We start from the raw sequence: 25,678 nt of genomic DNA, 5'->3' as shown, positions 1-25,678 counted from the left end.
CTAAGCTTTGGTGCTCGCATAACATTCGGGCTCGGATTGTCCAAGGCCAAAGCGGCACGCTCACATTCGCGTCATCGGTGCCGCCCAGGCCGATTGCGAACGGCCAAGTTCAGCCGCGGTTAATGGCGCGATTTCGATAGTGCGCCGAGAGAACCGCGGCGCGGCCGCGAGTCTCATAACGAATAAGGGAAGCTCGATGTTGAAGAAAGTAATCGCGGCGATTGTGCTGGCTTCGGCTGTGGCCTTTGCGCCTGCGGGGGCAATGGCGGACGAATACCACCACCACCATGTCGTGGTCATTCATCACGGCGGTCATTGGCACGATATGCACCATCGTCATTATGTCGTCGTCCATCACCACCACGACCACGACTGAGCCGATCGTCTGAGGCGGCGAATTCGCCACCGTCGCGCCGGCCTGCCCGGCGCGATTTTTTGCCGAAGCGCCCCAAGAATAAAGAACCCTTGCAGGATTGCCACGGCCCGGCGCCCGAGGCTAAGGTGAAAAGGCCCAGAGCTGAGCTGATGGGAATAAACGGAGAAACGCCCGATGAAGAGAGTTCTAGTATTTGCCGCCGGTTCGGCCGCGCTGTTGATGTCCTGCGTGTCTGCCTTCGCCATTGAGTCGGAATACAAGGCTACGTCCACGCATTCGGTCGCCGACGTCTGGGCGAAGGTGGGAAATTTCTGCGGCATCGGAAATTGGCATCCCGCCGTTGCCAAATGCGAATTGTCGTACGGTAATAAAATCCGCACGCTCACCTTGAAGGGCGGCGGCACAATCGTCGAACGCCTCATGGATTGGGACAAGACGGGCCACAGCTACACCTACCGGATCGTCAAGAGCCCGCTGCCGATCAAAAACTATATTTCGACGATCAAGGTCGTCGCCGACGGGTCGGGTTCCGACATCATTTGGTCGGGCAAGTACAAGGCCGTGAAGGGCACGACCGACGACGCCGCCAAGAAGATCATCGACGGCATCTACAAAGACGGCGCCGACGCGCTCGCGAAATAGAGCGCCGTATTCTGACGTCGCTGTCGGTTCCTTGCAGCGACGTCATTCCCGCCGGGCGGTCTCTTGTTGCTGCAAGAGGCTGCCTTTTTGATTCTAGATCACGATGATTTCGGATCGAACCGACCCGAAATCATAAACGTGATCGATTCTCATCATTTCGAACAGGATTTTTTTTGCGAAAAAACCGCTGACTCTTTTTCGCATCCCGCTCTAAGCGTCAGCGCGCCGGAAATTCCATCTTCGCGATGAAACCATGCGGCTCGCCATAGGGCGGCTGCGGAAACGGCGCCGCGCGGCGGACCGCGGCGACTGCTTCATGATCGAATTCCGGATAGCCGCTCGTGCGATAAATCTCGGTTTGAACCAGCGCGCCGCTGTCGTCGATCCAGAAGCCGACCACGACTTGGACATCCGTGTGCAGGACGCGCGTCGGAAAGTGCCGCTGCCGCATGATCAACCCGAACAGAACCGACAGATAGCGCATATCCTCCGTGCCGCCGGAAACCGGGGAGACTTCGGTTTTGGCGGCGAAGGTGAAATTCGGCGAAGGTTCAAGTGAAGCAAGTTCGCGCGCGACGGCGCCGCGCTCGTCGTCCGGCAAAGTCGCGCGATGCTTGGTCTTGCGCATCCGCATCGCGGCTTTCTTGTCCTTGATCGGTGCGGCTTTGTTCAGAGCCTCGGCATCCTTCTCGTCCTTCGGCACTTCGGGCGAGGTCGTCTGGTCGGCCGCCTCCGGCGCGGCGTCCTGCGCCGGCTTCGGCGCATTCGGCGTCGGTTTGGTGTCGTTGGCGGGCGTCGGCGGAGCCTTCAGGGGCGAGCGCGTTCGATCGTCAAGCGCCTCCCGCTTGATCGTTTCCTGATTGGCCGCGCGCGGGGCGTCGAAGGCGGGTTTTTCCTCCTTCTCGTATTGCGGCTTTGGCGGCGGCTGTTTCGGCTTCGGCTCGGGCTTCTTCTGCTCCGGTTTTGGCGGCGGCGGCGGCGGTGGGGGTGGCGGCTGGACGATTACCTGGACGGGGATTTCTTTTTCTGCCGGGGCCGCCTCCTTGTCCGGCTGATCGATGAGAATCAGCAGCGCAAGCACCGTCAGATGCAGCAGCAGAACCGCAACGAGCAGATGCGGAAACCGACGCCGCGCGGCGCGCCAGAACGGATCGGCGAAGTCGAACAGCCGATCCTCTGGACTTACCACCAAAGTTTCTTGCGGGCTGGAAGAGGCGTCGGTCACGGAGCGCTTTCACTTTGCCGGACGGGAATTTCCCTGGCTGCCGGCGCAATCGATTGAGGCCATGCGCAGCGATCGCCCGACTTTTGCCTGATCCCCACCCGGCCTTTTGTCACATCCGGCTTCGCGGCGGCAAGCATGGCGAAAATTCTTGCGCTTTCATGGCCTTAGAATACGCCCTGTGTAGCTTGACAGTGGCAGACGGCATTTTTATGTTGCCGCCGCTTTCCGGGGCATAGAGCGTTTCGGCCAGAGGTTTCGTTCCTGGTCGTGCTCGCTTTTTACGCCGCGGCACTTTATAGAGCGCCAAACCCGCTACGCAGAAGGCGGAATGGCGATGGTACAAGGCGAGGGTTCGGGCGGCCAGGGGGGAGCCGATCACACCAACGAGGGGCGAAGCGCCGAGGAAGACGCCGTCCTACGGGAACGGCTTTCCAAATTATCCAACGCGCTTCAGCAGCATCGGGACCCGACCGAGCCGGATGTGCCGGAACTTTCCGGCCAGTCGCTTGAGGCGGGCAATCTCGGCTTCCGAGTGCTCGTCGAATTCGTCTCGGCGATCGTCGTCGGGGCGCTCATCGGCTGGCAGATCGACAAATGGCTGCATACCGGGCCGATTCTTCTCATCCTCTTCCTTCTGTTGGGGATGGCAGCGGGGATGGTGAACATCTACAAGATCGCGGCCGGGCCGGCGCGCAAACGCGATTGAAGCTTAAACTGGTGCCACGGCACCGCAGGATTATAGGGTACGGGTTTAGCAATGGATCCCATTCATCAGTTTGCCGTCCAGCCTTTCGTGCCCTTTCACCTCTTCGGGCTCGACGTCAGCTTCACCAATGCCTCGCTTTTCATGCTGCTGGTCGTCGGCGTCGTCAGCATCGTCATGCTGATTGGCACCTCGCAGCGCTCGATCGTCCCGGGGCGGCTGCAATCGGCGGCGGAAATGTCCTACGAATTCGTCGCCTCGACCGTAAAGATGAGCGCCGGCACCGAGGGCATGAAGTTCTTCCCGCTGATCTTCACCGTCTTCATGTTCATCTTGGCTTGCAACCTCCTGGGGCTGCTGCCGTTCAGCTTCTCGATCACCAGTCAGCTCGTCATCACCTTCGCGCTGGCGATCGTGGTCATCCTCGTCGTGCTCGCTGTCGGCTTCTCCCGGCACGGGCTGCACTTTCTGAAACTGTTTGTGCCGTCGGGCGTCACGATATGGCTATTGCCGTTCATCGTCGTCATCGAGGTGATTTCCTTCCTCATCCGGCCGATCACCCTTTCCGTCCGTCTCTTCGCCAACATGCTGGCCGGCCATATCACGCTGAAGGTCATGGCGGGTTTCGTCGCCGCGCTGCTCGGCGCCGGTGTTGCCACATGGATCGTCGCGCCGCTGCCGTTTCTCGCCAATGTCGTCCTCTTGGGCTTCGAACTCTTCGTTGCGGTTCTGCAAGCCTACATCTTCACCATTCTTTCTTGCGTCTATCTCAATGACGCATTTCATCCGGGCCACTGAATAAAGAGCGCAACAACAGATCGGTCGCCCTTCAAAATAGGCAGGAGTTTTAAATATGGCAGATGCACTCGCAAGCCCTGGCGAAATCGTGACCGCAGGGAAATATATCGGCGCGGGCCTCGCGGCGATCGGAACGGGCGCCGCCGCTATCGGCGTCGGTTTGGTTTTCGGCCACTTCCTGTCAGGCGCGCTGCGCAATCCGACGGCTTCCGACGCGCAGTTCGGCCGCGCCTTCGTCGGCGCCGCTTTGGCGGAAGCTCTGGGGCTTTTTGCCTTCCTCGTCGCACTGCTGCTGTTGTTCGCAATTCATTGATCTCAACGGCGCGGGCTGCTTCCGGCGGCTCGCGCCCCATTCATTTGGCGGATTTGAAAAATGGCAAGCAGCCTCGAACATACGGCAACCACCCAGGCCCAGCCGGCGCCGGCCAAAGAAGTGTTTCCGCCGTTCGATTCGACCAATTTCGGTTCACTGCTGATCTGGCTCGCGCTGACCTTCGGCCTGCTCTATTGGCTGATGTCGCGCGTCGCGCTGCCGCGCGTTTCCGGTATCCTCGAAGCGCGGCATAACAAGATCAACGCCGATGTGCTGGCCGCGCATGTCAAGCGTAAGGAGGCCGATCAGGCCGCCGCCGATTATCAGAAGACGCTGGCCGACGCGCGCAGCAATGCGCAGAGCTTGGCGCAGGAGACACACGCGCGCCTCGCCGCCGAGGCCGATGCAAAGCGCCATGCGCTCGAAGCCGAATTGAATGCCCGGCTCGTGGCCGCGGAAAAGCAGATCGAAGCGACCAAGGCCAAAGCCATGGCGAGCGTCGACCAGATCGCACAGGATACCGCCGCGGCGATCCTCGAACATATCACCGGCAAGCCGGCCGATCCGGCCACGATTGCCGATGCCATTGCCAAGCTGAAAGCCTAGCGCGCTTTCTGTCCGGATGGGTTCATCCGGCCGCTAAGAAATCGCGCCAATCGATAACGTTGGAGCATGTTCTGATCGAAAAAGTCTGCAACTTTTTCGGAACATGCTCAAAAGCGGAGCCGCGCCATGCATTTCGATGCCGAGTTCTGGGATTTCGTTGCCTTCATCACCTTCATCGGCCTGCTCGGCTATTTCGGCCTGTACAAGAAGATGGGTATCGCGCTTGACGCCCGCGGCGCGCGGGTGAAGGCCCAGATCGACGAAGCGATCGCCTTGCGCAAGGAGGCGGAGGAATTGCTCGCCTCGTTCGTGCGCAAGAAAAAAGAGGCGGAGGACGAGGCCAAGGCGATCATCGCCCAAGCGCAGGTCGAGGCCGAACTCATCGCCAAGGACGCGCATGAGCGCGTCGCCGATTTCGTCCAGCGGCGCACCAAGCAGGCCGAAGACAAAATCGCCTCGGCTGAAACCCAAGCGCTTGCGCAGGTCCGCGACGCGGCCGCCGATGCAGCGACCAAAGCCTCGGAGATCGTGCTCAAATCGCAGGCCAAGGGCGCCTATGGCGACGCGCTTGTCGAACAGGGCATTTCCGGCCTCAAGCGGCTGCTGCATTGAAGGCTGCACGAGTTGGGCCCGACGCGTTTCTTCACGCAAACGCGTTAGAGCGGCCTTGAAAAGGTCGCGGTCGCATGGCTAAAGGCGGTAAGTGCATACAGGCACTTTGGTTTTAGCCGCAGGCCGAGGCCTCGATCAGCCGTTACCCGGCTGTGCCGCCGGCGGTTCCGCCTGACGAGGTTGGAATGACGCGTCTTTCGCGCCAGGTTTTCGCTTTCGGATACACCATTCCCCGCGCCGCCGGCGTTACGGGCATCGCCGCGGCGCTGGCTTTGTTCGCGGCCTTTGCGGACGCGTCGCGGACTGCTTCGGCGCAAGGCGCCGACTGCGCCGCGATACGCACGCAGCTCGCCGCGCTCGATCGCGCCAACACGCGCGCCAATCCCTACGCCGGTACGATCCGCAGCCAGCGCGCGGGCTTGGCGCGCACCGAAGCCTATGGCCACCGGCTCGGCTGTGACCGCCAACAATTCTTCTTTTTCGGCTCGGCGCCGCCGCCGCAATGTGGCCAGGTCAACGCGCAGATCGAGCAATTGCGTGCAAGCCTCGGGCAGCTCGAAGCCAGCGCCCGCCACTTCGTCGATTCGCCGCAGCGCCAGCAGATGGTCGCAAGCTATAACGCTTATTGCCGCCAGCAGACCGCAACACAGGGCGGATTTTTGGGCGGCCTGTTCGGCGGCCCGAATCCGAACCCGGCGCCGTCCGATCTCGCGCCGCCGCCGCTCGACGCCGTTCCCCAACAGGATGTCGCCGGGACGCCGACAGGCGGCTCGGAAATTTTATGCGTTCGTCATTGCGATGGCGCCTTTTTCCCGATCGCCTATGCGCCGGGACGCGATCAGGAAACGCTGACCGATTTCTGCAAGGCCTCCTGCCCCAATGCCGAGACCAGCGTCTATACGCGTGTGCCGGGCCAAGCGATCCAGACGGCGGTGGGTCTCGACGGCAAGCCCTATATGAGCCTGCCGACCGCGCTGAAGTATCAGAAGAGCCTGGATGCCTCCTGCTCATGCCGCGCCGCCGGTGCGACCTGGGCCGACACGCTGGCCAACGCCGAAGCCATGCTGAGCCACAGCAAGAAAGGCGAAATCGTCGTCACGCAAGAAAAGTCAGACGAAATGGCGCGGCCGGCAACCGCCGCCGCATCGGGCAGAAAGGGCCGTAAGCCCGCGGCCGACGACACCGATGCGACCGACAACAATGACGATATCATCAACCAGGACGCCGCCGCGGCGGCACAAGTGCCGACGGCAAGCACCGACACGGCCGGCATCTCCGCCGGCGGCGTCAACAACCAGACGTCTTATCCGCAAGGTGCCGGTCAGACGACCCAGGTTACCGGCGCTGACGGCGTCACGCGGCGCGTCCGGATAGTCGGGCCTCAGCCTTAGCCCGGCCGATCAGAGGCAGCAGGCCGGCGAGTTCCGGGCCCTGCTCACGCCCGGTCAAAGCCAGCCGGAGCGGATGGAAAAGCGCCCGGCCCTTCCGGCCGGTCTCTGTTTTCAACAGATTTGTCCATTGCCCCCAAGTCGCCTGATCCCAAGGCTCGGCGGGCAAGGCGCGGCGCGCTGCGGCGATGAAGTCGGCTTCTTCGATGAGCGGGGCGATCTCGCCGGCAACCACGCCCCACCATCCGGCGACGTCATGGAACGTCTCCAAATTGGCGCGCGTGGCATGCCAAAACGCCTCGGCTTTCGGGCCGGCAATGCCGAACGCCGCGAGTCGCGCCTGCGCCGCCTCGAAAGGCATTTGGTGCAGAGTGCGCGCCGACAAGGTTTTGAGCTCGGCCGGATCGAATTTCGCCTGGTTGCGGCTGACATGTGAAAAATCGAATTGCGCGGCGAGCGCCTCGAGCGACTGGACCGGATGAACCGCATCCGATGTACCCGTCAGGACGGCACAGGCGGCAACGGCCAGCGCTTCGATCCCCTCCTCGCGCAAAGTGCCAATCGATAGGGCGCCGCTGCGCTTCGACAATCCCTCGCCGGAGGCCGTCGTCAGCAGGTTATGATGGCCAAAGACCGGCGCGGCGCCGGAACCGGCAAGCGCCTCGAAAAGCTGGATCTGGACTGCGGTGTTCGTCACATGATCCTCGCCACGGATGATATGGCTGATTGAGAGATCGAGATCGTCCACCACCGACGGCAAGGTGTAGAGATAGGTGCCGTCTTCGCGGATCAGCACCGGATCGGAAAGCGAGGCTGCATCGATGTGGCTTTCGCCGCGGACAAGATCATCCCAACGCATGACCGCTGGATCGAGCCGGAAACGCCAATGCGGCCGGCGACCCTCGGCCTCGAGCGCCGCCCGGTCTTCGGCAGTCAGATGGAGCGCCGCCCGGTCGTAGATCGGCGGCAGACCGCGCGCCTGCTGGCGCTTACGGCGCCGCTCAAGCTCATCGGCCGTTTCGTAGGCGGGATAAAGCCGTCCGGCGGCGCGCAACTTTGCCGCGGCGGCGTCATAGAGCCCGAATCGTTGGGATTGGTGGACGACCGCATCCGGCACGATGCCGAGCCATTCGAGGTCCGCCTCGATCGCCTCGGCGTAGTCCTTTCGGGAGCGCGCGACGTCAGTGTCATCGAAACGCAAAATGAATCGGCCACGGTCTCTCGTTACGAAAAGAAAATTGATGAGCGCCGTCCGGGCATTACCGATATGAATTCGGCCGGTCGGTGATGGAGCAAAACGGACAATAGGCGGCATGATCTTCCCTTCATTTACGCCTACCCTCGCAGCCGCGAGGCTGCAAGGCTGATGCTCGGTCACCCGTTTCCTCGCCGCTGGATTGCGTTCTTGGGCCAATGTAAGCAAACTGGAAAGGTGCGGAGGCGCCGCTGATGACGCTAGCCTGGGCCTTGGCCCTTACATGTCTTATCCTGGTCATCCTCAATCTGATCAGCGTCGCGATTGCGATTCGGCATTCGAAGCCGCGGGCGACTCCCCTGCCGCCTCCGGCTGACGCACCGCCCATCAGCATCGTGCGCCCCTGCTGCGGCATCGACAATTTCTGTGAGGAAACGCTCGGATCGAGCTTTCGGCTCGATTATCCGCATTACGAGGTGATCTTCTGCGTTGCCCGCGGCAACGATCCCGTCGTTCCGGTGCTGCAGAAGCTGATCGCCGCCAATGCCGGCGTCCCCGCCCGGCTGATCATCGGCGATGAGCGCGTCAGCGCCAACCCGAAACTCAACAATTGCGTGCGCGGCTGGGATGCTGCTCGCTACGATTGGATCATTCTCGCCGATTCCAATGTGTTGATGCCGCGCGACTATATCCAACGGCTGCTCGCCGCCTGGAAGCCCGCGACCGGCCTCGTCTGTTCCATGCCGCAGGGCTCGCATCCGACGAACGTCTGGGCGGAACTCGAGATCGCCTTCCTCAACACTTATCAGGCGCGCTGGCAATATGCCGCCGACGGCGTCGGCACCGGTTTTGCCCAGGGCAAGAACATGCTCTGGCGGCGCGACATTCTGGAAGCCGGCGGCGGCATCCGGGCGCTGGCCGCCGAGATCGCCGAAGATGCCGCCTCGACCAAAGTCGTGCGTTCGGCCGGCCTCAATATCAACCTTGTCGATAGCCCGTTTCCGCAGCCGCTCGGCAAGCGGACGCTGCGGGACATCTGGAACCGGCAGATCCGCTGGGCGCGCATGCGGCGCAAGACCTTCCCGCTGCATTTCCTGCCGGAGATTCTTTCCGGGTCGGCGACACCGGCGGTCATCGGTGCTTATGCCGGCGGTCTCCTGGGCTTCAATCCGCTGCTCGCCGCCGCCCTCGTCCTCGCCGTGCTCTACAGTGGCGAAACGGCGCTCGCCCGCTCCAACCGCTGGTATTTCTCTTGGCGCATGCCGCTGCTCTTCCTGCTGCGCGATGCCATGCTGCCGGTGGTCTATGTCGACGCCTGGCTCGTCAATGATTTCGTCTGGCGCGGCACGGAAATGACCATGCGTGAAAAGGAGCGGCCGAGCACCTGAAGGGCTCACGGCCGCTCAAAAACGCAAACAGCCGCTATTTCATATCGCCGCTCTTTTTGTCGCCCGATGGCGTCGCATGGTGACCCATGGGGTGATGAATGACGCAGCCGCCTTTCTTGCCGCCGGAGGCACAGGCGTGATGCCCCGCATAGTGCTCCATCGAGTGGTGCGCCACGCAGCCACCTTTCTTTCCGCCTGAGGCGCAGGCGTGATGACCGGTCATCATGTCGGTTGCGAATGCCGGCGCTGAAAATGCCAATGCCGCGGCGAGCGGCGCGATCGTAAGGCTCCACCTCATTCGAGTTCCTCCTCTGCCCGCAGCGCTTTTCGGCTGCGCGAACGAGGAGGATATAGGGCGCCAGCAAGCAGAGACGAACGGGCGGCGCGGGCCGCCCGACGGCAAGCCCGCCAACCCCTTGCAAACAAAAACTTTTTGGCGCTATTCCGCGGCGGCGACGGCCGGCGGGCGTTGCAGGCGTTCGGCCTTCAGCAGTTCCGCGACGAGGAATGCGACCTCGATCGCCTGCTCGGCATTGAGGCGCGGATCGCAATAGGTGTGGTAGCGGTCGGACAGATCCGCTTCCGAGATCGCCCGCGCGCCGCCGGTGCATTCGGTGACGTTCTTGCCCGTCATCTCCAAATGCACCCCCCCGGCATAGGTGCCTTCGGCGTGATGCACGGCGAAGAAACTGCGGATTTCGCTCATGATCCGGTCGAATGGCCGCGTCTTGTAGCCGCTCGCCGCCTTGATCGTGTTGCCATGCATCGGGTCGCAGGCCCAAAGCACGTTGCGGCCTTCGCGCTGCACGGCGCGGATCAGCTTCGGCAGATGCTCGCCCACCTTGTCGGCGCCGAAGCGGCAAATGAGCGTTAGCCGGCCGGGCTCATTGGCCGGATCGAGCCGGTCGATGAGCTGAAGCATGTTATCCGGCGTCAGCGACGGGCCGCATTTGAGGCCCAGCGGATTTTCGATGCCGCGCAAATATTCGATATGCGCGTGATCGAGCTGGCGCGTGCGGTCGCCGACCCAGAGCATGTGGCCCGAGGTCGCGTAATAATCGCCGGTCGTCGAATCGACGCGGGTCAGCGCCTCCTCGAAGCCGAGCAGCAACGCCTCATGCGAGGTGTAGAAATCGGTCTGCCGCAATTCCTGGTGCGACTCGGGATCGAGCCCGATCGCGCGCATGAAGCCGAGCGTCTCGGTGATGCGGTCGGCGAGTTCCTGATAGCGGGCCGACTGCGGGCTGTCCTTGATGAAGCCCAGCATCCAGCGATGCGCGTTTTCGAGATTGGCGTAACCGCCCGAGGCGAAGGCGCGGATCAGGTTGAGCGTCGCCGCCGACTGACGATAGGCATCGAGCTGGCGTTGCGGATCGGGCACCCGCGCCGCCTCGGTGAAGGCGATGTCGTTGACGATGTCGCCGCGATAGCTCGGCAGCGAAACATCGCCCTTTTTCTCAAACGGCTCGGAGCGCGGCTTGGCGAACTGGCCGGCGATGCGGCCGACCTTGACCACCGGCAACGCCGCGCCAAAGGTCATCACCACCGCCATCTGCAGGAAGACGCGGAAGAAATCGCGGATGTTGTCGGCCGCGTGCTCGGCGAAACTCTCGGCGCAATCGCCGCCCTGGAACAGGAACGCCTCGCCCTTCGAAGCCTTGGCGAGCAACGCCTTCAGTTTGCGCGCCTCGCCGGCAAAGACGAGCGGCGGAAATGACGCAAGCTGGCGCTCCACATCGGCGAGCGCGGCGCTGTCCGGATAAACCGGCGCTTGTTCAATGGGCTTTGTCCGCCAGGTTTTCGGCGACCAGGGTTCGAGAGGCATAACACGATCCAACGCGCCGGAAATCTTGGCGCAAAACAGCTTGAACAACGGAATTTCCCCGTTGCTGTAACATGATATGTGACGCTTTGCGATATCCTTCAACCGGACGCGAGCACCCGACGGATCGCGTTGATTTAAAAGGCGTTAAGGCGTCCTCTCCTCGTCCATGAGCGCCGCTGCCTCGCCCGGATCGAGCTGGACCTGCTCATAGCGGGCGGTGCGCGTATGCAGCGTCACCAATTCCTCGGCCGAGGTCGGATGCACCGCGACCGTCGCGTCGAAAGCCGCCTTGGTCGCTCCCAGTTTCACGGCGATCCCGAGGAGTTGCGCCATTTCGCCCGCATCGTCGCCGACAATGTGGACGCCGAGCACGCGATCCGTCTCGCCATCAACGACGATCTTCATGAAGACCTTTTCGCTGCTGCCCGACAAGGTCGCCTTGAGCGGCCGGAACTGCGCCTTGAAGACATCGACGATAGCATGTTTCAGCCGTGCCTCGGCTTCGGTGAGGCCGACCGTCCCAAGTTCCGGCGTCGCGAACACGGCCGTCGGAATCCCCGCGTGATCGACCGCCACCGGCTTGCCGCCGAAAACCGTGTCGGCGAATGCATGTCCCTCGCGGATCGCCACCGGGGTCAGGGCGACGCGGTTGGTGACATCGCCCACGGCATAGATCGACGGCACCGACGATTGCGAATAAGGATCGACGCAAACCGCACCGACGCCGTCGAGACGGACGCCGATTGTCTCAAGGCCGAGCCCATGCGTGTTGGGATGGCGCCCCGTCGCCAGCATGACCTGATCGACCGCGAACCTCTCGCCGTTTGCAAGCGTCACTTCGATCGCCTTGCCCTTCTTCTCGAATCCTCTGGGCATATCGCTGAATTTGAAGGCGATTCCGCTACCGGTTAAAGCGTCGCGCAAACAGCAGCGCACATCCTCGTCAAAGCCGCGCAGAATGTTGTCGCCGCGCAGCGCGACCGTCACGTCGCTGCCGAGACGCCGCAGCAGCGCGGCAAATTCGACGGCAATATAGCCGCCGCCGACGATCAGGATCCGTTTCGGTTGTTCCGGAAGATCGAAGATCTCGTTCGAGGTGATCGCCAAGTCACGGCCGGGCACCTCCGGCCCGAGGAACGGCGCCGCGCCCGTGGCGATCAGGATGACGCGGGCGCTGACGGTGCGATCGTGCGCGAGGAGACGCACCTGGTGCGGGCCTTCGACCAAGGCGCGGCTTTCGACAAGCGTGACGCCGGCTTTTTCCAGATTGGTCCGATAGATTGCCGAGAGCCGCGAAATCTCCTTTTCCTTCGCGGCGACGAGCTTCCCCCAATCGAAAGAGACGGACCCAAGCGTCCAGCCGAACCCTTCTGAATCGGCAAAGGCATCGGCAAACCGGCTCGCATAGACCATCAGCTTTTTCGGCACGCAGCCGCGAATGACGCAGGTGCCGCCGATGCGGTATTCCTCCGCCACCATGACTTTGGCACCGTAGCCGGCCGCGATCCGCGCCGCGCGCACGCCGCCGGACCCGGCGCCGATGACGAAGAGATCGACGTCGTAATCCGTGCTCATCCGAGGCTCCCGAAAATTTCGATCCCCTGCGAGCCGGCGGAAATCACGGCGCGCGCATAGCCGATGAACAGCCCATGCTCGACGACGCCGGGGATGGCGATGAGGCGCGCCGCCAAATCCTCCGGCGCCGGAATGGCGCCAAAGGCGCAGTCGATAATGTAATGGCCGCCGTCGGTCACGAACGGCGCGCCCTTGTCGCCGCCGCGCAAGCTCAGCGGCCCCTCGCAGCCGGCGCGTGCCGCTTCGCGCAGGATCAGGCGGCGCGTCGCGTCAAGGCCGAAGCGGTTGACTTCGACCGGCAAGGGAAATCGGCCAAGCCTCGCAACCGCCTTCGAGGCATCGGTGATGACCACCATTCGATGCGAAGCGGCGGCGACGATCTTTTCGCGCAGCAAGGCGCCGCCGCCGCCCTTGATGAGGCGCAAATGCGGGTCGAATTCGTCGGTCCCGTCAACGGTGAGATCAAGCTCCGGCAGCGCGTCGAATTCAGCGAGCGGAATGCCGCGCGATTGCGCCTGAGCGCGGGTGCGCTCGGAGGTCGGCACGCACAGGACTTCAAGCCCCTGCACGACGCGCTGACCGAGCAGATCGACGAAATGCGCCGCGGTGCTGCCGGTGCCGAGGCCGAGCCGCATGCCGGGCTCAACCAGATCCAGTGCTTTCGCGGCGGCCTGCCGCTTCAGATCATCGGCGTTGCTCATGCTGGCCAGCTAGGCTCTCGCCCCGCCGCCGTCAACCGGACGGATCGTCATCGCCGCACCTATTTGGCCGGCGGCGTGCAGACGACCTTGTCGTTGAGGACGTAGCAGATCGACATGAGCCCGGTGCGCCGGTCGACGCGGAAAACGCCGCCCTCGCGTTCATGGCTCGAGGCGACGAGGGCATAATCGCTGGCCGGCTGGGGCCCGGCGCCTTCGCCCGGCTCATAGCAAAGGGTGATGCCGACGGCGGCGCCTTCCTTGAGCCCATATTGGCAGGCGCCGATCTCGCCCGTGGTGCGATCGAGCCGGTAGACGCGATTCAAATCCCGCTCCGGCGCGGCGAGAAAATCGTAACTCGCCGCCAGGGCAACGCCGGTGTTCAAGCCGAGGCTGAGCAAGGCGAAGGCGCAAGGGAAAAAAGCGAATCTCGGCATGGCACGCTCCGGCGAATCGGGCTCTTGTTTATAAGCCAGGGCGGCCAAAACTGCGACGCGAGGGCACGGGCGGCGAACTTGATCCTGCGACGCGAGGCGCTTATGCCCTCGCCATGACCGCCCCCCTTCTCGTCTTCGATCTCGACGGCACGCTTGCCGAAACCGCGCCGGATCTCGTTTCGACGCTCAATCAAGTGCTCGCCGGGATCGGCGTCGCGCCCGTGAACTATGACGCGGCGCGCGCCATGGTCGGCGGCGGCGCACGGCTGATGATCGAGCGCGCCCTGGCCCATGCCGGCGTCTTGCTCCCGAAGCCGGAGATCGACGCCATGTTCGAGGATTTCCTCGTCCATTACGACGCCCATATCGCCGATGCCTCGACGCTCTTTCCGGGCGTGATCGCGGCGCTCGATCAGTTCGAGGCGGCGGGCTGGCGCTTCGCCGTCTGCACCAACAAAATCGACAAATCCTCCGTCCTGCTGCTCAAGGCGCTCGGCGTGGCGGATCGCTTCGCGGCAATCTGCGGCAAGAACACGTTCCCGGTCAGCAAGCCGGATGCAGGCGCGCTCTTGATGACGATCGACAAGGCCCGCGGCCACCGCGACCGCACCATCATGGTCGGCGATTCGAAAACCGACATCGAGACGGCGCAGAACGCGAAAGTTCCCGTCGTCGCGGTCGATTTCGGCTATTCCGACCAGCCGGTGGCGACCTACAAGCCGAACCGGGTCATCTCGCATTTCGATGCGCTCTGGGATGCGGTGGACGATATCGCCAAGGCGGTCTGGAGCCGCTGATGGCGGCGAAGCCCGGCAGGCGGCCTTGACTTGCCGGTCAAAAGCCGGTTTGCGTAGCCGTCGAATCCGGCCGCGGGCCGGCTCGGGCGCGTAGCTCAGCGGGAGAGCACTCCCTTCACACGGGAGGGGTCACAGGTTCAATCCCTGTCGCGCCCACCATTTTAATCGACTGATTTAGCTGAAAAAGACGCGAACGGCGCGAAACTTGCGCGTGGAAGCCACGCGGTCATTCACGCGATGTCTCTTCGTGCCGGCAACGTCGAATCGCGTGCCCTTCCCCAGCCGTGCCTCAACCGCATCGAGGGCGATCAGAGCGCGGCGTCGCCGGATTCGCCGGTGCGAATGCGCGTCGCGTCATCGAGCGGAAGCACGAATATTTTCCCATCGCCGATCTGGCCGGAATGCGCCGCCTCGCGAATCGCCGTCGCCGCAGAAGCGGCGCGGTCGTCCGGGACGGCCACTTCGATCTTGAGCTTGGGAACGAAAGAGATCGAATATTCGGCACCGCGATAGATTTCCTTATGACCCTTCTGTCGGCCATAGCCGCGCACTTCACTGACGGTCATGCCGTCAACCCCGACTTTCATCAGCGCCTCACGCACGTCGTTGATCCGGAAGGGTTGAATGATTGCAACGATCAATTTCACGGTGCGACTCCTACTCGACGTTGTAGCCGGTTTCGCCATGTAACGCGAAGTCGAGCCCTTGGATCTCCACCCTTTGGTCGACGCGCAGACCGACGGCGATCGCAATCAGCTTTACGATGATGAAGGTTGCGAGCGCCGACCAGACGGCGACGCTCAACACGCCCTCGAGCTGTACCAGAAATTGGGCGAAGACCGGGCGCGATAACGAAACGCCACCTGGGCCAAAGGAGACCAGAAAGGGAAGCAAAAGGGTGCCGAGCGCGCCGCCGACCCCATGCACGCCGAGAACGTCGAGAGCATCATCAACGCGCAGCCGACGCTTTACGATAAGAACGGCGCCGTAACAGACAAGCGAGGCTGTGAGGCCTATCACGATCGCCGCCGTCGGGCCGACATAGCCGGCCGCCGGTGTAATGGCTGCGAGACCGGCCACCGAACCCGTGACAGCTCCGACGAGGCTCGATTTTCCAAAGTTGACGCGCTCGATGACAATCCAGGTCAGCGTTGCCGTCGCGGCGGACAGATGCGTTGCAAGCATTGTCATGCCGGCGTCGGCACCCGCCGCCAGCGCGCTTCCGGCATTGAAGCCAAACCAGCCAACCCACAAGAGCGAAGCGCCGACCATAACCATCCAGGGCGCGTGCGGCGGACGCAAGGCGCTAGGATATCCTTCCCGCGGCCCGAGCATCCAGGCGATCATGAGCGCCGATACGCCTGCCGTGACATGCACGACGATGCCGCCGGCAAAATCCATCACGCCGCGCGCGGCAAGCCACCCGCCGCCCCACACCCAATGCGTCACGGGCGCATAGACGAAGACGAGCCAAAGGCCGGAGAAAATCAGCACGGGGCCAAATCGCATGCGCTCCGCATAAGCGCCGATCATCAACGCGGGCGTGATGACGGCGAAGGTCATTTGAAACATTACAAAAACGGATTCTGGAATGCGCGTGCCCGGATGGACTGCGCTGCGACTGAGATGTCCCAGCATCGCGGCGTTCATATCGCCGATCAGCGCGCCATGGCCGGAAAAGGCCTCGCTATAGACGCCAGCATACCACAGCAGAGAAATCAAAGCCGTCAGCGCAATGCACTGAATCAGGACGGAGAGTATGTTCTTCGCTTGGACCAAGCCGGCATAGAAAAGGCCAAGCGCTGGAAGCGTCATAAGAAGAACGAGGGCGCTGGAAGTTAGAAGCCATGCCGTATCCCCGCCGTCGATCATCCTGCCCCCGCTCTTCGCATGCTCCGGAACACATGCTTATCAAGCGGGCAAAATGCACGTTTTTTTGGCGGCAGCAAGGGGGTGCCGTCGGCCGAGCGCCCTTCACAGGGGACGAGTCACCGACTCGCAAAAAAGCCCCGCCAGCGGGAGGAAGGGCTGAGCGGGGCTTTCCTGTGCGAAGTACGGGACGCACGCCAAACGCAACGGAACCGACGCTGGAAGGTTTCATCCTATCGCGAGAATTAGTTTCTTGACGAGAGAGGAACAAGCGACGGATCGCCCGATTAAGCGCGGAATACTCTGAAGGCAGGAGAATTCCGATGAAATCCGGAAGATGGTGGCGTTGATCGTGGCGCTTTCCTTTGGCTCCGCCAGCGCAGCCTTTGCACAGGCGGGAACCTCCGGCGCGGCGGTTGGGAGTTCGGGTGCAAGCGGATCATCGAGCCCCTCGTCATAGGGCGCTCATGAGAGCACGGAATCTGGCCCGCATCGCATTTTTGTTTGCAAAGCGGAAAGCGGCTCCGGGGAGCCGCTTTCGTGGTCTCATCTGTAATATCCGTACGGCGCTTCGCCGCAGCCGTCCCAGTTTCCCGGCGCGTAGCCATCGCGATAGCCTTCGCCATAGCCATAACCGTAGGGGCCACACGCGCCGTAACTGCCGACCTCCGCATAGCCGTCCTGCGCATAGCCGCTCCAGCCGTAGCCACTGCCATAAAAGCCATCGCCAAACGTGCTCGTGCCTTTGCCAACGGCGAATGCCGCCCCCGGCACCGTTGCGGCGCCGCCAACGATGATGAGCGCCGTCGCGCCTGCGATGATCGCTTTCTTCAAGGTGTTTTGCATGGTCGCTTCCTTTCGAATGCAGGGATCGAACGGAATGCGAGCCACGCCGGCTTGTTGCATCTTTCACGAAAGTTATTGCAAGCGCGCCGACGACGTTTCGTTCGCGCCTTGATGCGACGTTGCCGGTTATTTCTTTGGCGCGCGCCGGGCAAAGACGAGACGCGCCGATCCCGTTGAGATTAAAAGCCCTCGATCGACTCTGGTCCTCGCGTCGGCTCACCCTAAAGCCGCGTTTTGCAGGGCGGCAGCGTCAAGCTTGATCATGCTCTGCATCGCAGTGAAGGCCCTGCTCGATACAGCCGGGTCGGGATCGGCGAGGAGGCGCGGGAGAACCTCGGGCACGATCTGCCCCGGCACGCCCCAGCGGTCGCGAAGCCAGCCGCAGGCGATTCCCGCACCGCCGTTCATGCTCAAGGCCGCCCAAAGCCGGTCAATCTCTGCCTGATCGGCGCATTCCACGGCAATCGACGCCGCCGTGCCATAATCTGCGGCCGTTCCACCGTTGAGGGCTTGGTAGTTTTGCCCGTTGAGGACGAATTTTATCAGAATGATTTCGCCGGCCTTCCCTCCCGGCCAAGGACCCGGTGCGTGCAGGATGTGATCGATGCGGGAATTGGGCAGCAGTGAAATGTAGAAGGCTACGGCTTCCTCGGCATCGTTATTGAACCAGAGACATGTGCTGACTTTCGACATGCAATCATCTCCCCTCCGGCTGCGATCGATCATGCTTCGACGGCGAAGGCCAGCCAACCCTGGCGAACATCTGGGAGCGCAGGCGCCGTCGTCAACCGCTGACCGTGCTTTGCACGTTGATCGTAACTGAGCCGAGGCGTTGGATTACTGCCGTATCACCCAGCGAGGCTGGCCCTATCGCGGCAGTTCGACATTGAACGCAGGTCAACCGAGATCGAAGCCAACCAATTGCGTTCCGCGGCGGATCGAACTTGGCGCGAGCGGCGATCGGCGGATCAATTCGCACCGGCGTCCGCGATGATGCTCCGACAGTGCCGGAGGCAGAGTGAAGCGGCCTACTTAAGCGGCTGCGTAAAACGCCATCGCCGAGGCCCCCGAGAGGACGAAATCCGGCCTGACAAGCGCAACCAAACGGCCCGGCGGCCCCTTGTCGATGAGCTTCAATCCGCTCAAAAATTCCGCTGCCGTCTTTGGATCTGGCGCTTCCACGCTGACGTAGTCCTGCTTCTTCCAAAGACCGCTGCTGAACAATTTCACCTTGAATCTGTTCATATTGGCCCCATGCGCAATAAGCTTGGCCGCAAGCTGACCCCGAAAAGCGTCAAATTCTTGGCTGGCGCAGCGGCGCGGCTGATTTGATCGCGGGATCGCGGGCGCCTCCGCGCGGCATCGCGGTCCGGGCGGTCCGAACAATAAAAATACCACCCCTCAGGAGCAGGCGCGCTCAACCGAGAGGGGACGCAGGAACCGCGACAGAACCTTCCAAAAAACGCGCCAGCCTCAGGCGAGGCTGGCGCGACAAGCCACCTTCTTAGCGAACCAAGCCGGCGCAGTCCTTCACATCGTCAAGGGCTTTATTAGCATCTTGCAGCGACGAGTAGGTTTTATCGCCGACGATGGTCATTCCCGGATATTCCGTCGACGTAACGGCCGCCGAACAATTGCCGACCGTATCCTTCACGAGGCTATAAGTGTCATCGGCGAGCGCCGGAGCCGCAACCGCGGTGGTAAAGACGAGCGCCAAGATCAGTTTTTTCATTAGATTTCCTCCCATGGAAATTCTTTGCACAGGAAAGATTCCACGGAACTTCGGCGCTGGCAAGCCGCGAAAAGTGAAAGCTTAAGGCGGACCGGCTGCCCGCGCCGCCAGCCATTCCGCTTGGCTGACTGAGTCATAATACGTGCGGCTATAGGTGCGGCTGTTGATGCAGGTGATGGTCAACGGGCCATTCGACTGCGAAAAATATTGCATTGTCGAAGACAGACAGAAGCAGGGGCCTGCATCCTTACAGACAAAGCGCGACGCGGCGAGCGCCCGGCCGCTTGCAGCGCCGAGGAAGAGAGCGATCACGAGCGCATAGGTTCCTAATCTCGGCGCCACGGTTTGTTCCCGTCTTCGGTCGCGCGCCAGCGGACGAGCGAGCCTCATTGTCCTTCGCGACTCTTGATCACGGCCTCGATCTTTGCCTTGACCGCCTGAAGATTGAAGGACGCAGGAGCTTGCATCGGCGGATATTCGATCGCCGTCTGCGCCAAGGCCGCGACCTTCTGCTGAACCTCCACGAAGCGCCAGAATTCGCGGGCCAGGAAGTCGTTGACATAGCCTCCGCCCGCATCATTAAGCGATTCGCCGCGAACTGAAGGCGTCCGCTCGAACGGATCCTGGCGTAGGTTGACGATCGTCGGCATATCCGTCGTGACCTTCTCGCCGGGCCAGCCGTAGGGCTGCTGAATGAATTGGAATTTAAAGTCGTCGATCCGGATCGCGCCGAGTTGCGCCTCGCCGAAGTAGAAGATCTCGTGCCGCGCCGAGGCTCCGTTTCCGGTCAACAGGTCCAGTTGGTTGTACCCGTCCAAATGGTTTTTGTAGGTGCGCTCACCAAGTTTCACCCCGCTCAAAAGCTGCTCCGTGATGTTCGGATTGCCGGCCGCGGCAGCGAGCGTCGGCAACCAATCGAGGCCCGAGAAAATACCGTTCTCGACCGAGCCGGGCTTGACCTTTCCCGGCCAACGGATGATCGCCGGGACCCGGAAACCGCCTTCGAACACCGTTCCCTTCGTTGCGCGGAAGGGCGTCATGCCGCCGTCGGGCCACGTGAAAACTTCGGCGCCGTTATCGGTGGTGAAGATCACGATCGTATTGTCGGCTTCGCCGATCTCCTCGAGATGCTTCAGCAAGGCGCCGATGCAATCGTCCATCTGTGCCATGCCGGCTTCATAGACATTGTAATTGCTCTGGTAGTTCATCATCGCCTGATATTTTTCAGGCAAATAAGTAAAGACATGCATGCGTGTCGTATTGTGCCAGATGAAAAACGGTTTGCCGTCTTGTTTCGCCTTGTCCATGAACCCGTTCGCGTGCTCGACGAGCACTTGGTCGAAAGTCTCCATATCGTATTTGGCCGGGCGGCCCTTTTGCCAATATTGCCGGTCACCGCCCATCTGGGGGAAAGGCGCCAGCGGGCCTTCGTCCGTAATTCGCTGTTTCCCGACTTTGCCCCAGCGCGGCATGTCCGTCGGGTCATCGGTGTCCGTAGCGAAGCAATGGACCAGATTGCGTGGCCCATATTTGTCGATCCAATCCTGCGGATAGTCGAACCAATAAGGGTCGGACATCGCGTCGAGATGATACAAATAGCCGAAGAACTCGTCGAAGCCATGCAGCGTCGGCAGATATTTGTTCTTGTCGCCCAGGTGGTTCTTGCCGAACTGCCCGGTCGCGTAACCCATGGATTTGAGAACCGTCGCGATGGTGACGGATTGGTCCGGCAAGCCGATATCGGCGCCCGCCTGCCCGACCGTCGTCATACCTGTCCGCAATGGAATCTGGCCGGTGATAAAATTCGCGCGGCCCGCCGTGCAACTCGCTTCGGCGTAATAATCCGTGAACCGCATGCCATCGGCGGCAAGCTTGTCGAGATTCGGCGTCTTTCCGGACATGATGCCCTGATGATAGGCGCCGATGTTGAACCAGCCGACGTCGTCGCCCATGATGACGAGAATGTTCGGTTGTTTGCCGCTCGGTGACGGCGCCGTCTGTTGCTGGGCCTGCGCGACGGTCGTGCCCGGCCCCATCGCCGTGGCCGCGGCGAGCGCCGTTCCCGACATCAAGAGGCTGCGGCGGCTTGGCCCTTCGTGCTGCTTTCTGGCGCGACCCGATTTCTCCTCGCTGGAACTCATGATTCAGCTCCCCTTCGCACAACGCACCGGAACCCGAGATGGCTCGTCGATGTATCGACGGGCTCCGCGTGGCGGGCCGCCGGCCGATAGCGACGGCAATAGTTCGGCGCGCAAAGGTGAGAGCCGCCCTTGATCACCTTGCGCGGGATTTTGATCTCCGGCTGGCTCGGATCGAAACTGTCTTCCAAGCGTGCGCCGCGGGGATTTTGCGGAATGCAACAGGCCTTCTGCGCATCCGGCCGATGTTTCTGGGAGAACCAATCATCGGTCCATTCCCAGACATTGCCGATCATATCGTAGAGGCCATAGCCGTTGGGCGGAAAGGCTCCAGCCGGGGACGTGCGTTCGTAGCCATCGAGCTTGAGGTTCTCGCGCGGAAATTCCCCGTACCAAGTGTTGGCCATGAATTTTCCGCTGGGGTTGAATTCGTCGCCCCAGGCATATTCGGCGCCATCGAGCCCGCCGCGCGCCGCGAATTCCCACTCCGCTTCCGTCGGCAGGTCCTTAGCCGCCCATTTGGCATAAGCGAGCGCGTCACTATGCGCGACATGAACGACAGGATGATCGTCGAGACCATCGATGTGGCTTTGCGGCCCATATGGATGACGCCAGTCGGCAGCTTTCAGGAACCGCCACCATTCGCCCCAATGGCGGAGATCGACGGAGTGAGACGGCGGCGTGAAGACAAGCGAGCCCGCATAGAGCATGTGCGGCAGCGCGCCCGGATAATCCTTGGGATCCGGCGGAATCTCGGCGAAGGTGACGTGACCGGTGGCACGAACGAACGCGTCAAATTGCAGATTGGTGACGGGTTTTGCATCGATCCAAAATCCATCGACAGTGACGCGGTGGACCGGCGCTTCTTCCGGGTAATGACGATCCGAGCCCATGCGAAACGTTCCGCCCGGAATGAAGATCATGCCGGGCGGGGCGGCGCAGCTTTCTACGTCACATCCGGCGATTGGCTCGGACATCGGATATCGTCCCCACGTTCCAGCTCCGCAATCGAAGCTATGGAGAAACCGAAACGATCCGCCGGCGCACCTGTTGGTGGCGCCTTAGCAAACCCTCACCCATTGCGTGACATATTGATAGCCGTTCCAGAAGGTCTGCTGGCGATAGCACGAGCCGTAGGCCGCGGCGCCGACGGCGGCCGCACCGGCAGCCGCGCCGACCGCAGCCGCGCCCCATCCATATCCGCCGCCGTACCAACGCCCGCCTCGCCAATATCCACCATGCCAATGGCCGCCGCCGGCCCAACGGCCGCCACCGCCATGCCAGCGGCCACCGCCGCCAGCCCAACGACCGCCGCCATGGAAACCGCCGCCGTGAAATCCACGGCCACCTCCGCCGCGGAAAGCTTGCGCGTCAGGCGCGATCAGCATCGTCGCCGCACAGAACGCGAGAGCGAGTGTGAAAGCATTGGGTTTCATGTTCACCTCCTGAAATATCGAGGTATCAACATTCAACAGCCGCGTTGAACCTATTCCGATAAAGCGCGGCACGCCAGCAATTTTCTCGCGGCCTTATTTGCGATGAAAGGTCTCGCAACTGCGAGAGCCCGGTGTTTTCAATAATTTTCCTAAAGGCTTTTCATTCGACCAAGATCGTTATCAAGCAATGTATTTAAAAGCATCGAAGATCGTCGCGCCAATTACATGGCGTGTTCAAGGTGTAAGACTCTGCGCAGCAGATCATTTCGTTATTGTGACGCATGAACCGCGCGGCATTGGATGACACGTTGTCATGCGACGCCACGCGTGCGCGGTGCGCTGGAGCACTCTGACAGAGGACCACCATTGCAGGATCGCTGCGGTACCAAACGGGAGTGGGTTATATGGTTTGAACGCTCGCCATCCGGCACGTGCGGCGCTAACGATATTCGAATGCAGACCCCGCAACCTTGGCTCTGTCCGAGCATTGAACAGGCGTGGAGGTGTTCCGATGAAAGATTCGAAACTTTCTCAACCGACGAACAAGCCGCAGCATAAAGCGCCCGACAGCAAACTCCCGGGTAACAAAGCCGAAGATGAGGATAGAGACCTCAACGAAGCGCTGGAGGAATCTTTTCCGGCCAGCGATCCGCCATCCCAGACCCAGCCGGAAACCAGCGTCGGGACACCCGCTGACCATAAGAAAAAATGAGGGAAAGCTGCCGCCGAGGCGCAAGTGCGATGAGGTCGATGCGATGAGGCTCATCAGCGGCACGCAGCCCGATCGCGAGAACGGGCCGCGGCGATGGCGCTGTGATTAGGCGACCAAAGGATAATCTTCGGCGTGCAGCAGGGCTTGGCGCACGGCGGCGCGGCGCGGCGGCTTCGCGATGACGGGATGGCTGAGCCAAGCCCACGGCAACTCATCCCGGCGCCGGTCAGTCATGAACGCGAAGGGCACGCCCCGCGCCGCGAGCGCATAAGCCAGGCCGAATGTCTCGCCATCGGCGACCTCGGTGTCGAGGAAGGCGAAATCGAATCTTTCGCCGAGGATGCCAGTCGCGTCGCGCACCGAACGTTGGGCAATCACGGCCACCGGCGCTATGTCCGTCAGAATAGTCTCCAGCGCCATCCTGGCCATGACATCGTCCTCAACAATGAGAATGCGCAGTTTTTTCATTCGGCACCTCCGCTTTGGATGATTGTTTAACCAAACGCAGCCTGAAAGGTTTCGCACTGCGAAAGCAGGGGCCGCTCGGAACGGACCGCGACCTTATCCAAACGAGACGATTTGCCACCCGCGTGCCGACAGCCTAATCAGTCAACACGCTGTTATTGCAAGGTTATTCCAGGAGCGCCGGGGCAAGCGCGATAAGGGGGTCTTGGTCCATAAATGGTGGGCAAAGAGCAAATTGGCCTTTCCTGACAAATTTGAGCCTTGTTTAGCGGCAATTTGCCGGTTAATCACACGTTTTCGTGAATCTTTTGGAAGGCTAGATTCGACCCCTCCGGCCGCAGAGGAGAAATGATGTCGTCAACGATCCGTCCGTTTAAGAAGAATATCGTCAATTATCTCGCCTTCGCCGGCGCTTTGGCCCTGTCCGCTTGTGTTTTGTCATCCTCAGCGATGGCTTTTACTTGCGATGACGTTCGTGGCCTCAGCACGGCCGAGCAGAACTATTGGGCGCAGCGGCTCGGCATCTCGCAAGTCGAGCGCCACCGCATCTGGGTTGCCTGCTATCGCGATTATCGCCCCGGCCTGCAGGCGCAATTGGTCCGCCGCTAAGCTCTTGCTTTTATTCGCTTAAGCGTCCGACGCCGGGCGCGGGCGCTTAATGCCCGCATCCGCCAAGATCGCGGCGAAATCGACGTTTGCCAGCTGCATCGCCGCCATGGTTCGGCTGTGCACATTGAGCTTGCGAAAAATCTCGGTGATATGCGCCTTCACCGTCGTCTCGCCGACGCTGAGTTCATGCGCGATCTGCTTGTTGAGCTTGCCTTGCCGTAACATTTCGAGCACGCGCAACTGCTGCGGCGTCAACGTCTTCAAGCGCGCCGCAACGCCTGTGACATCATTGGCCGGCACCGCCGCGTCCGGCGTATACCAATCCGGCACATAGACCATACCATTCATGATATTGCGGATGGCGGAGGCAAGTTCCGGCTTGCGTACGGATTTCGGAATGAACCCGGCGACGCCGCAAGCCAAAGCCTCGGCGACGATGCGGCTGTCTTCGAGCCCCGAAACAACCACGACCGGCAGTCGCGGACGCTGCCGCCGCAAAGCCAGTAGGCCTTCGAACCCCCGCGTGCCCGGCATCGAGAGATCGAGCAGAAGCAGATCGATATTTTCTTCCGTGTCGAGGGTTTTTTGCGCCGCCTCGATGGAGCTTGCCTCGAGGATCTCGGCGACCGGAAAAGCCAGATGGATGGCGTTTTGCAGTGCCTCGCGGAACAGCGGATGATCGTCGACGATCAGAAATCGTTCCAGCATCGTGCGTCCCAATCGTTTGGCCTCGAGATATGTGGCATCGGTCGCGGGCATTAAAGGCAATCCTGTCTAGAAAGGCGGCGCCGGGAGGCGGGATTTGGCCGCGCTGACGTTGGCCGATCATAGAAGCCGCCATTCCGGCCGCCATTGGACTTTCGGCCATTTCCGCCCAGGCGAAAGCGCCGGATTTTGCTCTCAGGTCTTGCGCAAGAGATGCACCATGAGCGATCGCAGCTCAGCCGGCTTGACGGGCTTGAGCATGAATTCGCAGCGGGCCTCTTGCGCGGCTGCGGCGACGTCGCGCGTCCGGTCCGCGGTCAAGACGATGACCGGCAGCTTGGCGCCGAAGACCCTGCGCATCAGCCGCACGGACTTCAGCCCCGTTTCGCCATTGTCGAGATGATAGTCGGCCAGCACGATATCCGGCGCCGGGCCGCCGGTAAGATCGCTGGCTTCGCTGAAGTTGCGGACGGCTTTCGTCTCACATCCCCATTGGCGCAATAAGGTGATCATGCCCGCAGCGACCGACTTGTCGTTTTCGACGATCACCACGCGCGCCGATAGATTGACCTGCGGCAGCGGCGACGG

At 61.8% G+C, this 25,678-nt stretch carries 32 protein-coding genes and 1 tRNA gene; 13 read left to right on the top strand and 20 right to left on the bottom strand.

All coding sequences use genetic code 11. The annotated features are described in order from the left end of the window. Window positions 1-196: 196 nt before the first annotated feature. Both Q0025_RS08195 and Q0025_RS08190 read left to right on the top strand, forming a co-directional pair. A complete protein-coding gene (locus Q0025_RS08195) occupies window positions 197-376 on the top strand; it encodes a hypothetical protein (protein WP_297297828.1) in 180 nt (59 codons plus the stop codon). Window positions 377-550: 174 nt separating this feature from the next. Further along, window positions 551-1,018: an SRPBCC family protein gene (locus Q0025_RS08190; protein ID WP_297297826.1), complete on the top strand. Its 468-nt coding sequence runs from the start codon at window positions 551-553 to the stop codon at window positions 1,016-1,018. 217 nt (window positions 1,019-1,235) lie between these two features. Here Q0025_RS08190 and Q0025_RS08185 read toward each other — a convergent pair whose 3' ends face one another. Further along, complete coding sequence (locus tag Q0025_RS08185) at window positions 1,236-2,207, bottom strand: TonB family protein (protein WP_297297824.1); 972 nt, start codon at window positions 2,205-2,207, stop codon at window positions 1,236-1,238. Between the two features lie 364 nt (window positions 2,208-2,571). On the opposite strand from Q0025_RS08185, the gene Q0025_RS08180 reads away from it, so the two are divergent. The 6 genes from Q0025_RS08180 (at window position 2,572) to Q0025_RS08155 (ending at window position 6,666) form a co-directional block, all read left to right on the top strand. Next, on the top strand, window positions 2,572-2,949 hold the full coding sequence (locus Q0025_RS08180) for an AtpZ/AtpI family protein (protein WP_297297823.1): 378 nt from the start codon (window positions 2,572-2,574) through the stop codon (window positions 2,947-2,949). 51 nt (window positions 2,950-3,000) lie between these two features. Then, window positions 3,001-3,744 (top strand): F0F1 ATP synthase subunit A, encoded by a 744-nt coding sequence (locus Q0025_RS08175; protein WP_297297821.1) that lies wholly within the window; start codon window positions 3,001-3,003, stop codon window positions 3,742-3,744. Between the two features lie 55 nt (window positions 3,745-3,799). Further along, on the top strand, window positions 3,800-4,057 hold the full coding sequence (locus Q0025_RS08170) for a F0F1 ATP synthase subunit C (RefSeq protein ID WP_297297819.1): 258 nt from the start codon (window positions 3,800-3,802) through the stop codon (window positions 4,055-4,057). Window positions 4,058-4,117: 60 nt separating this feature from the next. After that, entirely contained in the window at window positions 4,118-4,663 is a 546-nt protein-coding gene (locus tag Q0025_RS08165; protein WP_297297817.1) for a F0F1 ATP synthase subunit B', read from the top strand. Window positions 4,664-4,789: 126 nt separating this feature from the next. After that, window positions 4,790-5,275: an ATP F0F1 synthase subunit B gene (locus Q0025_RS08160; protein WP_297297815.1), complete on the top strand. Its 486-nt coding sequence runs from the start codon at window positions 4,790-4,792 to the stop codon at window positions 5,273-5,275. A gap of 185 nt (window positions 5,276-5,460) precedes the next feature. Further along, window positions 5,461-6,666: a DUF2865 domain-containing protein gene (locus Q0025_RS08155; RefSeq protein ID WP_297297813.1), complete on the top strand. Its 1,206-nt coding sequence runs from the start codon at window positions 5,461-5,463 to the stop codon at window positions 6,664-6,666. On the opposite strand, the gene Q0025_RS08150 is transcribed toward Q0025_RS08155, so the two are convergent. Next, window positions 6,629-7,981 carry a glutamate--tRNA ligase gene (locus tag Q0025_RS08150; RefSeq protein ID WP_297297889.1) on the bottom strand — a complete coding sequence of 451 codons (1,353 nt, stop codon included), beginning with the start codon at window positions 7,979-7,981 and terminating at the stop codon, window positions 6,629-6,631. The two genes, Q0025_RS08155 and Q0025_RS08150, sit on opposite strands and share 38 nt — an antisense overlap. Before the next feature lie 131 nt (window positions 7,982-8,112). Here Q0025_RS08150 and Q0025_RS08145 point away from each other — a divergent pair, with 131 nt between their 5' ends. Then, window positions 8,113-9,246, top strand: a complete 1,134-nt coding sequence (locus Q0025_RS08145; protein WP_297297812.1) for a ceramide glucosyltransferase — start codon at window positions 8,113-8,115, stop codon at window positions 9,244-9,246. A 34-nt stretch (window positions 9,247-9,280) separates the two neighbouring features. Here the strand turns inward: Q0025_RS08145 and Q0025_RS08140 are convergent, their stop codons facing one another. The 5 genes from Q0025_RS08140 to Q0025_RS08120 form a co-directional block, all read right to left on the bottom strand. Beyond that, entirely contained in the window at window positions 9,281-9,544 is a 264-nt protein-coding gene (locus Q0025_RS08140) for a hypothetical protein (protein WP_297297810.1), read from the bottom strand. A 141-nt stretch (window positions 9,545-9,685) separates the two neighbouring features. Then, entirely contained in the window at window positions 9,686-11,071 is a 1,386-nt protein-coding gene (locus tag Q0025_RS08135) for a class II 3-deoxy-7-phosphoheptulonate synthase (protein WP_297297808.1), read from the bottom strand. 144 nt (window positions 11,072-11,215) lie between these two features. Further along, window positions 11,216-12,646: a glutathione-disulfide reductase gene (gene gor, locus Q0025_RS08130; protein WP_297297806.1), complete on the bottom strand. Its 1,431-nt coding sequence runs from the start codon at window positions 12,644-12,646 to the stop codon at window positions 11,216-11,218. After that, on the bottom strand, window positions 12,643-13,347 hold the full coding sequence (gene rpiA / locus Q0025_RS08125) for a ribose-5-phosphate isomerase RpiA (protein ID WP_297297804.1): 705 nt from the start codon (window positions 13,345-13,347) through the stop codon (window positions 12,643-12,645). The genes gor and rpiA overlap by 4 nt, the downstream gene beginning before the upstream one ends. A gap of 59 nt (window positions 13,348-13,406) precedes the next feature. Continuing rightward, on the bottom strand, window positions 13,407-13,781 hold the full coding sequence (locus Q0025_RS08120) for a hypothetical protein (protein ID WP_297297802.1): 375 nt from the start codon (window positions 13,779-13,781) through the stop codon (window positions 13,407-13,409). Between the two features lie 113 nt (window positions 13,782-13,894). Between Q0025_RS08120 and Q0025_RS08115 the strand changes: the two genes are divergently transcribed. Together Q0025_RS08115 and Q0025_RS08110 are read left to right on the top strand one after the other, a co-directional pair. Next, window positions 13,895-14,578 carry an HAD-IA family hydrolase gene (locus Q0025_RS08115; protein ID WP_297297801.1) on the top strand — a complete coding sequence of 228 codons (684 nt, stop codon included), beginning with the start codon at window positions 13,895-13,897 and terminating at the stop codon, window positions 14,576-14,578. An 84-nt stretch (window positions 14,579-14,662) separates the two neighbouring features. Next, window positions 14,663-14,737 (top strand) — tRNA-Val (locus Q0025_RS08110). Between the two features lie 149 nt (window positions 14,738-14,886). Here the strand turns inward: Q0025_RS08110 and Q0025_RS08105 are convergent. From Q0025_RS08105 to Q0025_RS08060, 10 genes are all read right to left on the bottom strand, one after another. Continuing rightward, window positions 14,887-15,225 (bottom strand): P-II family nitrogen regulator, encoded by a 339-nt coding sequence (locus Q0025_RS08105; RefSeq protein ID WP_297297799.1) that lies wholly within the window; start codon window positions 15,223-15,225, stop codon window positions 14,887-14,889. Between the two features lie 10 nt (window positions 15,226-15,235). After that, a complete protein-coding gene (locus Q0025_RS08100; RefSeq protein WP_297297797.1) occupies window positions 15,236-16,450 on the bottom strand; it encodes an ammonium transporter in 1,215 nt (404 codons plus the stop codon). Window positions 16,451-16,993: 543 nt separating this feature from the next. Then, a complete protein-coding gene (locus Q0025_RS08095) occupies window positions 16,994-17,293 on the bottom strand; it encodes a hypothetical protein (RefSeq protein ID WP_297297796.1) in 300 nt (99 codons plus the stop codon). Window positions 17,294-17,509: 216 nt separating this feature from the next. Beyond that, window positions 17,510-17,986, bottom strand: a complete 477-nt coding sequence (locus Q0025_RS08090) for a VOC family protein (protein WP_297297794.1) — start codon at window positions 17,984-17,986, stop codon at window positions 17,510-17,512. A gap of 339 nt (window positions 17,987-18,325) precedes the next feature. Then, window positions 18,326-18,538, bottom strand: coding sequence for a hypothetical protein (locus Q0025_RS08085; RefSeq protein ID WP_297297792.1), 213 nt, complete (start codon window positions 18,536-18,538; stop codon window positions 18,326-18,328). A gap of 259 nt (window positions 18,539-18,797) precedes the next feature. Beyond that, window positions 18,798-19,025 carry a hypothetical protein gene (locus tag Q0025_RS08080; protein WP_297297790.1) on the bottom strand — a complete coding sequence of 76 codons (228 nt, stop codon included), beginning with the start codon at window positions 19,023-19,025 and terminating at the stop codon, window positions 18,798-18,800. Between the two features lie 81 nt (window positions 19,026-19,106). Next, window positions 19,107-19,367 carry a hypothetical protein gene (locus tag Q0025_RS08075; protein ID WP_297297788.1) on the bottom strand — a complete coding sequence of 87 codons (261 nt, stop codon included), beginning with the start codon at window positions 19,365-19,367 and terminating at the stop codon, window positions 19,107-19,109. A gap of 44 nt (window positions 19,368-19,411) precedes the next feature. Further along, window positions 19,412-21,061 (bottom strand): arylsulfatase, encoded by a 1,650-nt coding sequence (locus tag Q0025_RS08070; protein ID WP_297297887.1) that lies wholly within the window; start codon window positions 21,059-21,061, stop codon window positions 19,412-19,414. Between the two features lie 101 nt (window positions 21,062-21,162). Then, on the bottom strand, window positions 21,163-22,140 hold the full coding sequence (locus Q0025_RS08065; RefSeq protein ID WP_297297786.1) for a formylglycine-generating enzyme family protein: 978 nt from the start codon (window positions 22,138-22,140) through the stop codon (window positions 21,163-21,165). A gap of 84 nt (window positions 22,141-22,224) precedes the next feature. Beyond that, window positions 22,225-22,599, bottom strand: a complete 375-nt coding sequence (locus tag Q0025_RS08060) for a hypothetical protein (RefSeq protein WP_297297785.1) — start codon at window positions 22,597-22,599, stop codon at window positions 22,225-22,227. A gap of 511 nt (window positions 22,600-23,110) precedes the next feature. Between Q0025_RS08060 and Q0025_RS08055 the strand changes: the two genes are divergently transcribed. Further along, on the top strand, window positions 23,111-23,311 hold the full coding sequence (locus tag Q0025_RS08055) for a hypothetical protein (RefSeq protein ID WP_297297783.1): 201 nt from the start codon (window positions 23,111-23,113) through the stop codon (window positions 23,309-23,311). 105 nt (window positions 23,312-23,416) lie between these two features. Here Q0025_RS08055 and Q0025_RS08050 read toward each other — a convergent pair whose 3' ends face one another. Next, on the bottom strand, window positions 23,417-23,779 hold the full coding sequence (locus tag Q0025_RS08050) for a response regulator (protein WP_297297781.1): 363 nt from the start codon (window positions 23,777-23,779) through the stop codon (window positions 23,417-23,419). A gap of 348 nt (window positions 23,780-24,127) precedes the next feature. Between Q0025_RS08050 and Q0025_RS08045 the strand changes: the two genes are divergently transcribed. Continuing rightward, a complete protein-coding gene (locus Q0025_RS08045) occupies window positions 24,128-24,385 on the top strand; it encodes a hypothetical protein (RefSeq protein WP_297297779.1) in 258 nt (85 codons plus the stop codon). Window positions 24,386-24,403: 18 nt separating this feature from the next. Here the strand turns inward: Q0025_RS08045 and Q0025_RS08040 are convergent, their stop codons facing one another. Beyond that, window positions 24,404-25,144, bottom strand: a complete 741-nt coding sequence (locus Q0025_RS08040; protein ID WP_297297777.1) for a response regulator transcription factor — start codon at window positions 25,142-25,144, stop codon at window positions 24,404-24,406. A gap of 141 nt (window positions 25,145-25,285) precedes the next feature. Further along, window positions 25,286-25,678, bottom strand: a 393-nt coding sequence (locus Q0025_RS08035) for a response regulator (RefSeq protein ID WP_297297775.1), incomplete at its 5' end; no start/stop codon positions are given.

Source organism: uncultured Methylovirgula sp., assembly GCF_947646745.1.
Taxonomy (GTDB): Bacteria; Pseudomonadota; Alphaproteobacteria; order Rhizobiales; family Beijerinckiaceae; genus Methylovirgula.
Note: the sequence above shows the minus strand (reverse complement) of the source record. Positions and strands in the feature narration are given on the sequence as shown.

Excerpts from the sequence above, each read along its gene's own strand:
- Q0025_RS08195 (WP_297297828.1), top strand. The coding sequence starts at position 197 with ATGTTGAAGAAAGTAATCGCGGCGATTGTGCTGGCTTCGGCTGTGGCC.
- Q0025_RS08190 (WP_297297826.1), top strand. The coding sequence starts at position 551 with ATGAAGAGAGTTCTAGTATTTGCCGCCGGTTCGGCCGCGCTGTTGATG.
- Q0025_RS08180 (WP_297297823.1), top strand. The coding sequence starts at position 2,572 with ATGGCGATGGTACAAGGCGAGGGTTCGGGCGGCCAGGGGGGAGCCGAT.
- Q0025_RS08175 (WP_297297821.1), top strand. The coding sequence starts at position 3,001 with ATGGATCCCATTCATCAGTTTGCCGTCCAGCCTTTCGTGCCCTTTCAC.
- Q0025_RS08170 (WP_297297819.1), top strand. The coding sequence starts at position 3,800 with ATGGCAGATGCACTCGCAAGCCCTGGCGAAATCGTGACCGCAGGGAAA.
- Q0025_RS08165 (WP_297297817.1), top strand. The coding sequence starts at position 4,118 with ATGGCAAGCAGCCTCGAACATACGGCAACCACCCAGGCCCAGCCGGCG.
- Q0025_RS08160 (WP_297297815.1), top strand. The coding sequence starts at position 4,790 with ATGCATTTCGATGCCGAGTTCTGGGATTTCGTTGCCTTCATCACCTTC.
- Q0025_RS08155 (WP_297297813.1), top strand. The coding sequence starts at position 5,461 with ATGACGCGTCTTTCGCGCCAGGTTTTCGCTTTCGGATACACCATTCCC.
- Q0025_RS08145 (WP_297297812.1), top strand. The coding sequence starts at position 8,113 with ATGACGCTAGCCTGGGCCTTGGCCCTTACATGTCTTATCCTGGTCATC.
- Q0025_RS08140 (WP_297297810.1), bottom strand. The coding sequence starts at position 9,544 with ATGAGGTGGAGCCTTACGATCGCGCCGCTCGCCGCGGCATTGGCATTT.
- Q0025_RS08135 (WP_297297808.1), bottom strand. The coding sequence starts at position 11,071 with ATGCCTCTCGAACCCTGGTCGCCGAAAACCTGGCGGACAAAGCCCATT.
- gor (WP_297297806.1), bottom strand. The coding sequence starts at position 12,646 with ATGAGCACGGATTACGACGTCGATCTCTTCGTCATCGGCGCCGGGTCC.
- rpiA (WP_297297804.1), bottom strand. The coding sequence starts at position 13,347 with ATGAGCAACGCCGATGATCTGAAGCGGCAGGCCGCCGCGAAAGCACTG.
- Q0025_RS08120 (WP_297297802.1), bottom strand. The coding sequence starts at position 13,781 with ATGCCGAGATTCGCTTTTTTCCCTTGCGCCTTCGCCTTGCTCAGCCTC.
- Q0025_RS08115 (WP_297297801.1), top strand. The coding sequence starts at position 13,895 with ATGACCGCCCCCCTTCTCGTCTTCGATCTCGACGGCACGCTTGCCGAA.
- Q0025_RS08100 (WP_297297797.1), bottom strand. The coding sequence starts at position 16,450 with ATGATCGACGGCGGGGATACGGCATGGCTTCTAACTTCCAGCGCCCTC.
- Q0025_RS08095 (WP_297297796.1), bottom strand. The coding sequence starts at position 17,293 with ATGCAAAACACCTTGAAGAAAGCGATCATCGCAGGCGCGACGGCGCTC.
- Q0025_RS08090 (WP_297297794.1), bottom strand. The coding sequence starts at position 17,986 with ATGTCGAAAGTCAGCACATGTCTCTGGTTCAATAACGATGCCGAGGAA.
- Q0025_RS08085 (WP_297297792.1), bottom strand. The coding sequence starts at position 18,538 with ATGAACAGATTCAAGGTGAAATTGTTCAGCAGCGGTCTTTGGAAGAAG.
- Q0025_RS08080 (WP_297297790.1), bottom strand. The coding sequence starts at position 19,025 with ATGAAAAAACTGATCTTGGCGCTCGTCTTTACCACCGCGGTTGCGGCT.
- Q0025_RS08070 (WP_297297887.1), bottom strand. The coding sequence starts at position 21,061 with ATGGGGCCGGGCACGACCGTCGCGCAGGCCCAGCAACAGACGGCGCCG.
- Q0025_RS08065 (WP_297297786.1), bottom strand. The coding sequence starts at position 22,140 with ATGTCCGAGCCAATCGCCGGATGTGACGTAGAAAGCTGCGCCGCCCCG.
- Q0025_RS08060 (WP_297297785.1), bottom strand. The coding sequence starts at position 22,599 with ATGAAACCCAATGCTTTCACACTCGCTCTCGCGTTCTGTGCGGCGACG.
- Q0025_RS08055 (WP_297297783.1), top strand. The coding sequence starts at position 23,111 with ATGAAAGATTCGAAACTTTCTCAACCGACGAACAAGCCGCAGCATAAA.
- Q0025_RS08050 (WP_297297781.1), bottom strand. The coding sequence starts at position 23,779 with ATGAAAAAACTGCGCATTCTCATTGTTGAGGACGATGTCATGGCCAGG.
- Q0025_RS08045 (WP_297297779.1), top strand. The coding sequence starts at position 24,128 with ATGTCGTCAACGATCCGTCCGTTTAAGAAGAATATCGTCAATTATCTC.
- Q0025_RS08040 (WP_297297777.1), bottom strand. The coding sequence starts at position 25,144 with ATGCCCGCGACCGATGCCACATATCTCGAGGCCAAACGATTGGGACGC.